The 8,117-nt window shown below is 44.4% G+C and carries 4 protein-coding genes; all 4 read left to right on the top strand.

From position 1 onward, the window contains the following. Window positions 1–146: 146 nt before the first annotated feature. The 4 genes from V7L07_RS29310 to V7L07_RS29295 all read left to right on the top strand — a co-directional run bounded on the left by V7L07_RS29310 (window position 147) and on the right by V7L07_RS29295 (window position 8,041). Window positions 147–395: a KGK domain-containing protein gene (locus tag V7L07_RS29310; protein ID WP_335062722.1), complete on the top strand. Its 249-nt coding sequence runs from the start codon at window positions 147–149 to the stop codon at window positions 393–395. 360 nt (window positions 396–755) lie between these two features. Next, window positions 756–917, top strand: coding sequence for a hypothetical protein (locus tag V7L07_RS29305; protein WP_335062721.1), 162 nt, complete (start codon window positions 756–758; stop codon window positions 915–917). A gap of 108 nt (window positions 918–1,025) precedes the next feature. Then, the gene (locus tag V7L07_RS29300; protein ID WP_335062719.1) at window positions 1,026–4,037 is read left to right on the top strand and encodes a DEAD/DEAH box helicase; all 3,012 of its coding nucleotides are present in this window, start codon (window positions 1,026–1,028) and stop codon (window positions 4,035–4,037) included. After that, on the top strand, window positions 4,037–8,041 hold the full coding sequence (locus V7L07_RS29295) for a hypothetical protein (RefSeq protein WP_335062717.1): 4,005 nt from the start codon (window positions 4,037–4,039) through the stop codon (window positions 8,039–8,041). Before V7L07_RS29300 ends, V7L07_RS29295 begins: the two co-directional genes overlap by 1 nt. Window positions 8,042–8,117: the final 76 nt, after the last annotated feature.

The following is an 8,117-nucleotide window of genomic DNA, read 5'->3' as shown; positions in this document are numbered from 1 at the left end:
CTGCTTAGTGCTGTAGATTTTCATCTCTGAAGTCTGTTTCTTTTCAACTCAGCGTTGCTGAGTCTTTTCTTGTTGCCTAGTCTAAACTCCAGTTGAACGCCTCAACATTTAAAGTTAGTGAGTTAATCGTCAATTTGGCTAACAGGATGAGCAGGGAATTTAGTTCGGAAATATTGAATGAATGGGCGTGGCATGGCGTACCTTGTGAAGTTTTGCTTAGAGATGGACTTGGGTGGCAATCAGGTACAGTGAAATTTTGTCTGGAGTTCATTCCTGATCCCCAAGAAGACGAAGTGACAGAGGATACAGAGGATGGATCTGAAAAACTGGGGGAGCTTAAAGCCTTACCTGAGTCGTCATTAGATGACTTACGGGCAGAATTACTTAATACTTAAGCGATCACCCTAGCGGGGAGGTACCCACTGATTAAGCCATTCCAAATGTGGGTGGGCGGTTTAATCCGTAGGGTGCATGACTTGCCGCAGTCCAAGAAGTCGGGGGTGAAGTTCTACATCTGGTCGCGTAGTTAAGGAAGTAATGCAGTGCATCATAGAATGCACCTAAGTCCCTAATAGCTACCAAATTGGGGAGTTGGGCCAGATTGTAGCAAAGGACAACCCCGAACTCAGGGGTAAGGGTGGGTGTTGGAGCATAGTCAACCATGTGGGTGAATTTAGCTGCACCGTCAAAACCTGGGATGGGGAATATACGGTTGGGTTGCAACATCTAAAATCTTACGAATACTTGCCTGCGGAGTGTCAACAGATCCAGGTGATTTGCGATCGCATCAATCGGATGTATTCGAGTGGGCTGGAGGAGTCGGTACAGAAGTTTTTGGAGATGCTGGGGAAACTAAACCGAGCTTATTTGACGGCGCTGGAGGAAAAATTGTTGGGAGTGTTAGAGATGGAATGTAAAGAGCCTCGTTAATTATAACTCTTTTGTTTCCGTATTATTACTGTAAATATAATAGTTATATATAGGTTATTACAGATACAACCTATTACTTATATTATTTATTATTAATGCCCAATATTCTGCCCTTGGCTCCTGGAATGCGGGTTTTATGTCGTGATGCTGAATGGCTTGTACAGCGTATAAATGCCTCTAACGATGCAGGTACACAACATGCAGTGCAAGTAGTTGGAATTGATGAACTGGTTCGAGGATATCAGGCAATTTTCTTGACTCAGCTTGACCAAATTGAGTCAGTAGATCCACGTAAAACTAGATTGATTGCTGATAATTCAAATGGTTTCCGTCGCTCCAAACTGTTCCTGGAAGCGCAATTGCGGCAGATGCCTGCGGCGGGGGAAGAAGCCGATCTGGAGGGGTTAGGTGCGTTTGACCCTATGCCTTTTCAGATCATCGCAGTCAAGCGATCGCTGGAACAACTTCGACCTAGATTGCTACTGGCGGATGCGGTTGGATTGGGCAAGACTATACAGGTTGGCATGATCCTGACAGAGTTAATCCGTCGAGGACGGGCAAATCGGATTTTAGTTTTAACTAAAAAATCCATGCTGACACAGTTTCAAGCAGAACTTTGGAACCGTTTCAGTATTCCTCTAGTAAGGTTAGACTCTCAAGGCATTGCTAAATTAAGGTTACAGATTCCCACTAATAAGAACCCCTTTGAGGTTTATCATCGAGTCATCATCAGCATTGATACACTCAAGGATGTTGGACGCTATCGCCATTTCTTGGAAGATACTCGCTGGGATGTGGTGGTGATTGATGAAGCGCACAACGTTGCTGGAGCTAGTATTCCTGAGAATCATCAAGCCCATAAGTTAGCGCGGTTGCTGTCAAGGCGCACAGATAGTATGTTGCTGACGACAGCAACACCTCATAATGGCAAAAGAGAAACTTTTGGGCGTTTAATTTCCTTACTAGATCCATCAGCAATCCCTGACCCGCGTTATCGAGAGTATGATGCAGATGATATTCGTGGCTTCTACTTGATGCGCTTTAAAGAAGATGTGCGTCATCAAGCTGGGCTGCAACTTACTGAACGATTTGTTGTACCCCTTCAGGAAACCACGGCGGAGGCGACAAGTGCAGAAGAAACTGCATACAGGATTTTGGGCGAACTGCGACAAGTAATCCAGAGCCAAAAGGAGGAGTATTCAGAGTGGAGAAATCAGCGTTTAATTCAATATGGACTCTACAAACAGTTTCTTTCTAGCCCAGAATCTTGTGCTAGTACTGTTTCCAAACGACTGAAAAAACTGCAAGCTGAAAACCCTCAAAGTCCAGAAATACCTTATTTAAAAGGGCTAGAAACAGCCCTGAGAAAACTTGCATTAACTGATTCCTCTCGTTTTCAACTGTTGCTTAAACAACTGCAAGAAATTGGCTGGAATGGGCAAGAGCGTTGTCCGCGTGTTTTGATTTTTACCGAGTATATAGAAACTCAGAAGGCGTTAACTGCTGCGATCGCTCAAGCATTTAATCTCAAACACAGCGACAAATTTGAAGACCAACCGCATCAAGCGATCGCTTCCATTAGTGGGGCTTTTCCAGATGTGCATTTAATGGCAGCAGTAGAAGCTTTTGGGACAAAATCTTCACCTGTGCGGATGATGATTGCCACTGATGTAGCATCCGAGGGAATTAACCTGCATCACCAATGCCATCACGTTATTCACTATGACTTACCCTGGTCGATTATCACCCTAATTCAACGCAACGGGCGAGTTGACCGGATTGGGCAAACCGAAACGTCAATTCTTCGTTATTTGATGGTTGAGACGAAAAACGGATTGCTAAAGGGAGATTCAGCTATTTTTGAACGGCTGATAGGCAAGGTAGAAGAAATTAACCGCAGTACTAGGTCTGGAGAAAGTTTGCTTCAGCTTTATGATCCGCAAAAGGAGGAAGAGTACATTGCCCAACAGGGCTTGTTGAAAGCAGATAGTACTGTATTAGACAAGCGAGTAGGGCAGAGTGCAACTACATCCACAGAAGCCAACGACTTAGAATTAATCATTTCCGCAGGTAATCTCAAGGATGATGATGATTTGGTAGCATTGTTGCTGGGCGGGGAAGAAGCAGGGGGCAGGGGGAGTGATGTTTCCTCTGAAAAAGTGGACTCTGTAGTGGCTAACAATAACAGCCGTATTCGTTTTTACAAAGATTTTGATTTCTTAGTTGCAGCTTACCGTCTATTACAGGAGTCTAATCAGGAATATTTACCCCTGGAAATTGAGGGACGGATGCTTACACTTACAGCACCGCCTGATTTGAAGCGTCGCTTGGGTGCGCCTTCACAGAAAAATGAGATCATTTTTGGTGGAACGGCAATTCCTCAAGAGGCATGGCAGGAAGGCGACCAGTTTCGGCTGACGGACGATGTGGAACGGGTAAAACTGGCAATTACGGCTGCCCGCAATACTTCCGGTTACTGGTCTAAAGAACTGCTGTGTAGTGAAACTCACCCGATTATGCAGTGGCTAGTAGAACGCTTGCTGATGCAGTTTGCACGGGGAGAAGCCCCTATTATCACTTCCAGAGAACTGGAAGAAGGGGAATTAGCATTTTGTTTTATTGGACAAGTGCCTTCAATTGCAGGTACACCGTTAGTTGTGGATTCCCATTCTATCCGCATCCGCCCTGGTGGTCGCTGTGAAATGGCTCCTCTACAGAATACTTTGGCTGCTGCGGGATTTGAACGACTGGCAAATACACAAACCCCAGCGCGAGTTACGGCGGCTGAACTGTTAATTCCTGCGGCAGTAGAAGCTAGTTTAGAACATTTGCGATCGCTCGAAAAACAGCGTCAGGAAAAGGTGAAACCTCTACTGCAACAAGAAGAACAACGGCTCCAACAGTGGAGTCAGAAACGGCGAGAAATTATTGACCAGCACCTTGCAGAAATTGACCCCAACAGTGCCTCGGCGAAACGCTTGCAACGAGAGCGCGACGAAATGGACAAATATCTCAAAGACCGTCAGCAACATTGGCGCGATATGCACTTACTACCAGGGGAATCGCCCATTACTCGGTTAGTTTTGGTTATCGAAGGAGTGAAATAATGGTTTTAGATTTTGCGATTCACAATGTTGGTGAATACTATTCATCTCACTACCTCGATACCACGTTTTCCAAAGACGCACAGAAGTTTACTTCTTCGTGGAAGGAAGCAGGCGCAGCAGCATCACCCAGGCAATTGCAGAAGTTAGGACAGCGATACTTTAAAGCCAAAGCCCAAGCTATTGAAGAATTTGACTGGAATCAGCGACGCAATGCTGGTGTAGAAATCCAAGCTTGGCATTCCTACTTATTACAGGCAATTGGCTACAGCGACTTGGAAGCTATGGATTTGCCTGTGGAAAGTGGCGATGTCTACGTTCCAATTTTGGGACTATTACAGCGATTTGGGCAACCTTGGTTGGTTGTGTGCGAGAGTGTGTTTTGCATTCCCGATGGCAGTTTGCCAGATGGCGCAGCCAGTGAAGACCCCCTAGAAGGAAAGCCATTGTCAGAGCAATTGGTTGATTCTAACCACAAACTGGTACAAGGTGATTGGGGTCGGGCAGTTGGTGAGATTTTTAAAACTGAAGAAGCACCGCGTTGGGTGATGATTCTGGCAGGAAGCCGGATACTGTTAATTGACCGCAAAACTTATGCTAACGGACGCTGGTTGGCTTTTGATTTAGATGAAGCTTTTGGTCGGAACGAGAAAGCGACCTTTGAGCAAATCGCTACTTTCTTATCACGGGAGACGCTGGCTCCAGATAGTGAGTCTGTGGAATTATTGCATGATACCTTGGGAGAACAAAGCCACAAGCTGGCTCACGGGGTGACAGAAAACCTCCAGGTGGCAGTACGAGAAGCAATTGAGTTACTAGCAAATGAATGGGTGAGCGATCGCCGTCGTCGCAGTTTAGGTATGATTAACCTGCGTCCAGAGGAAGCTTTACCTGACGGTTCAACTACTGTCACCGCCGAGCAACTGCGTCATGAAGCATTGACTTTTGTCTATCGCCTGATATTCTGCTTCTACGCCGAGGCGCATGGGGCGGAATTGGGTGTTTTACCAATCAATGATGATGCTTACCGTTTGGGCTACAGCTTGGAAGCATTGCGCGATTTAGAGTTAGTCCCACTTTCTGAACAGTCTGGCGAAGGAACTTACTTTCAGACACATTTAAATAGACTTTTTACCTTAGTCCACGAAGGATTTCACCCTCTGCAACAGGAAGACAACCCCGGTCAGTTGCAATTGCAACTTGCCCAACAACAACGGACTTTTGAGTTACCACCTTTAACCGCCACACTTTTTGACCCCAAAGCTACCCCACTGTTGAGTCGGGCGCAACTTTCTAACCGTTGTTTGCAAAAGGTTATCCGTCTGCTGTCTCTCAGCTACAACGAAAAAACCAAAACTACCGGACGGGTAAACTACGCAGACCTGGGTATAAATCAGCTAGGTGCAGTCTACGAAGGATTACTTTCTTACAAAGGGATGTTTGCCGAGCAAGATTTTCTCCAAGTAAAACGCGCTCAGGATGAATTTAGCAAGTCCAAAACCCAAACTTGGTTTGTCCCTAAAGAACGATTAGAGGAGTTTAAGAAAGATGAGGTAGAACGCCTCAATGATGGCAAACCCTGGATTTATGCTAAAGGCTCATTTATTTTGCACCTGTCGGGATTGGATAGAGAGCAGAGTGCTTCTTATTACACACCGGAAGTGTTAACCAAATGCTTAGTTGAAGAAACTTTGCGACCATTGCTGGAAGACTATACCCCAGAAGATGCCGACAAAATTCTGCAATTAACAGTCTGTGAACCAGCTATGGGAAGCGGTGCTTTCTTGAACGAAGCAGCAAACCAACTGGCACAAAAATACCTGGAATTGAAGCAGAAACAACTGAATCAATCGATTGAACCTGCGGATTTTCCTGATGAATTGCGTCGCGTTAGACACTACATCACTACCCGTAATGTTTACGGCGTAGACCTCAATCCCACGGCGGTAGAATTGGGGGCACTGTCTTTGTGGCTCAACTCCATGCACCGGGCGAAGTTCATTCATGAAGATGGCAGAGAAGAATGGGTAAGGGGAGCAACGCCTTGGTTTGGATTACGACTGCGAACGGGTAACAGTTTAATTGGCGCACGCCGAGCAGTCTGGACAAAGGTGCAATTGTTGGCAGGAGTGCATCTCAAAAGCGGTAATGAGGCGGTGGAACCCCGTCAACTTCAGCCAGGAGAACAGCGACGCAAAAACGAAGTTTATCACTACCTAGTGTTTGACCCTGATATGGTTCCGACTGCTGGCGATGCTTTGGTCAAGCAGTTTCACCCCCAAGAAGTGCAGCAAGCTAAGGACTGGCACAAAAAAGAAGTCAAAAGCAAATGGACAGAAGCAGGGGTAAACTTAGCCCTGGCTGTTAGCGATTTAATTGACCAACACGAGCAGCAATATGCCAAGGAACGGTTAGCAGCATTAGAGAAAACAGCTTGTCCTGGTAGTGTGTGGCCTCAACCCCCAGTAACAGAACCCGGCCCCAGTTTGGCGTTACAAGAAGAGGTGAAGGCAAAACTAGAATCTACTTCTGGTAGTTTTCAACGGTTGAAATTGTTAATGGACTCTTGGTGTGCGTTATTTTTCTGGTCGGTGGATGAAGTGGAGGCTTTGCCAAGGCGAGAAGACTATTTAGAAGCAGCGCAGATATTGTTAGCGCAGAAAGGAGATTTAAGTATTAAAGCCTTTCGCTGGAATTTTGATGGGGCGAACTTGCTCAAAGCTACTGCACAGACTGATTTAGATACAGATTTGCTGTGTGCGGCGGTGTCTTGGTATCGTGTGAGTCGGGATGTTGCAGAACAGGAGAGGTTTCAGCATTGGGAGTTGGTGTTTTCTGAGGTGTTGGGGTGTGATGCGAGTCAGTCGAAAGGGTTCGATGTGATTTTAGGAAACCCGCCTTGGATACCAATAGCTTGGTTAGATAGCACTCTGTTGAGTGATTTTGACCCTCTTTTAGGTGTTCGTGATGCTAAAAGTGCAACTTATGATCAAGAACGACCTCGAATTTTAGGGGAAGAAGCAAAATGTAACATTTACCTTGATGCTCAAAGAAAAAGTATTGGTAGTGTTGTTTTTCTTAATTGCCATAGGCTTTATAAAAGTTTACTTGCTAGTCAGACTAACCTCTATAAAAATTTTATTGTTCTGTGTTGGAGATTATTAGCTCCGACAGGTTTTGGAGGACTAATACATCAAGAAAGCCCCTATAATGATCCCAGAGGTGGCTTTTTGAGAAGCAGTTATTACCAACGTTTAGTTGCACACTACCACTTTAAGAATGAACTGAAATTATTTGAGGATGTTGGTGATGAGGCTGAATTTAGCCTTAATGTATTTGGTCATAAAAAGAAAAAGATTAGCTTTATTCACCTTTCTCATCTCTACCTGCCTAGCACTATAGCATCTTGTCGTTTTCATAATAGTATTTCAGAACCCATTCCAGGGCTTAAAACAGATAACGGAAAATGGGAGATAAAAGGACATAATGACCGGATAGTAATAGTAACAGACACAACTCTCAAGGTATTTCATGCGTTGTTAGAAAATTCAAATACACCAATTATTGAATCACGCTTACCGCAAGTACATACCAAACAACTTGTTAATGTTATAGAGAAAATTAACCAAGCTCTAAAATTTCTTCCTGAAATTCAGGAATGCTATTACCCCTCATACATGTTTCATGAAAGTTATTCTCCAAGAGATGGAATAATTACAAGGCAAGATAATCCTAGTTTTCAACCACACAATTTAATAGAGTGGGTTGTAAGCGGCCCTCACTTTTATGTCAGCACGCCTTTTAATAAAACAGCAAGAACTCGCTGTCAATCAAAAGCAGCTTACGATGATATTGATTTAACTAATATAAGTGAGGACTACATACCACGTGCTGCATATCGGCCTGGAAATAAAACAAATAACTCTGCTGCTTTTTTAGCAGCAATTCCAAAATTTCCTGGTTCAGAATCAGTAATAAAATTTTATAGATATAGGAATCCTATTTGATTTTTGAAAAAGAGTACGAGATAATGCGGGTGAGTGTAGAAGTGTAAAAGCAGACTATGATAAATCAGCATCTACA

This window comes from Nostoc sp. (assembly GCF_036916985.1).
Taxonomy (GTDB): domain Bacteria; phylum Cyanobacteriota; class Cyanobacteriia; order Cyanobacteriales; family Nostocaceae; genus Nostoc.
Note: the sequence above shows the minus strand (reverse complement) of the source record. Positions and strands in the feature narration are given on the sequence as shown.

Bases quoted from the DNA above. Each gene is read 5' to 3' on its own strand.
- V7L07_RS29310 (WP_335062722.1), top strand. From the start codon at position 147: ATGAGCAGGGAATTTAGTTCGGAAATATTGAATGAATGGGCGTGGCAT.
- V7L07_RS29300 (WP_335062719.1), top strand. From the start codon at position 1,026: ATGCCCAATATTCTGCCCTTGGCTCCTGGAATGCGGGTTTTATGTCGT.
- V7L07_RS29295 (WP_335062717.1), top strand. From the start codon at position 4,037: ATGGTTTTAGATTTTGCGATTCACAATGTTGGTGAATACTATTCATCT.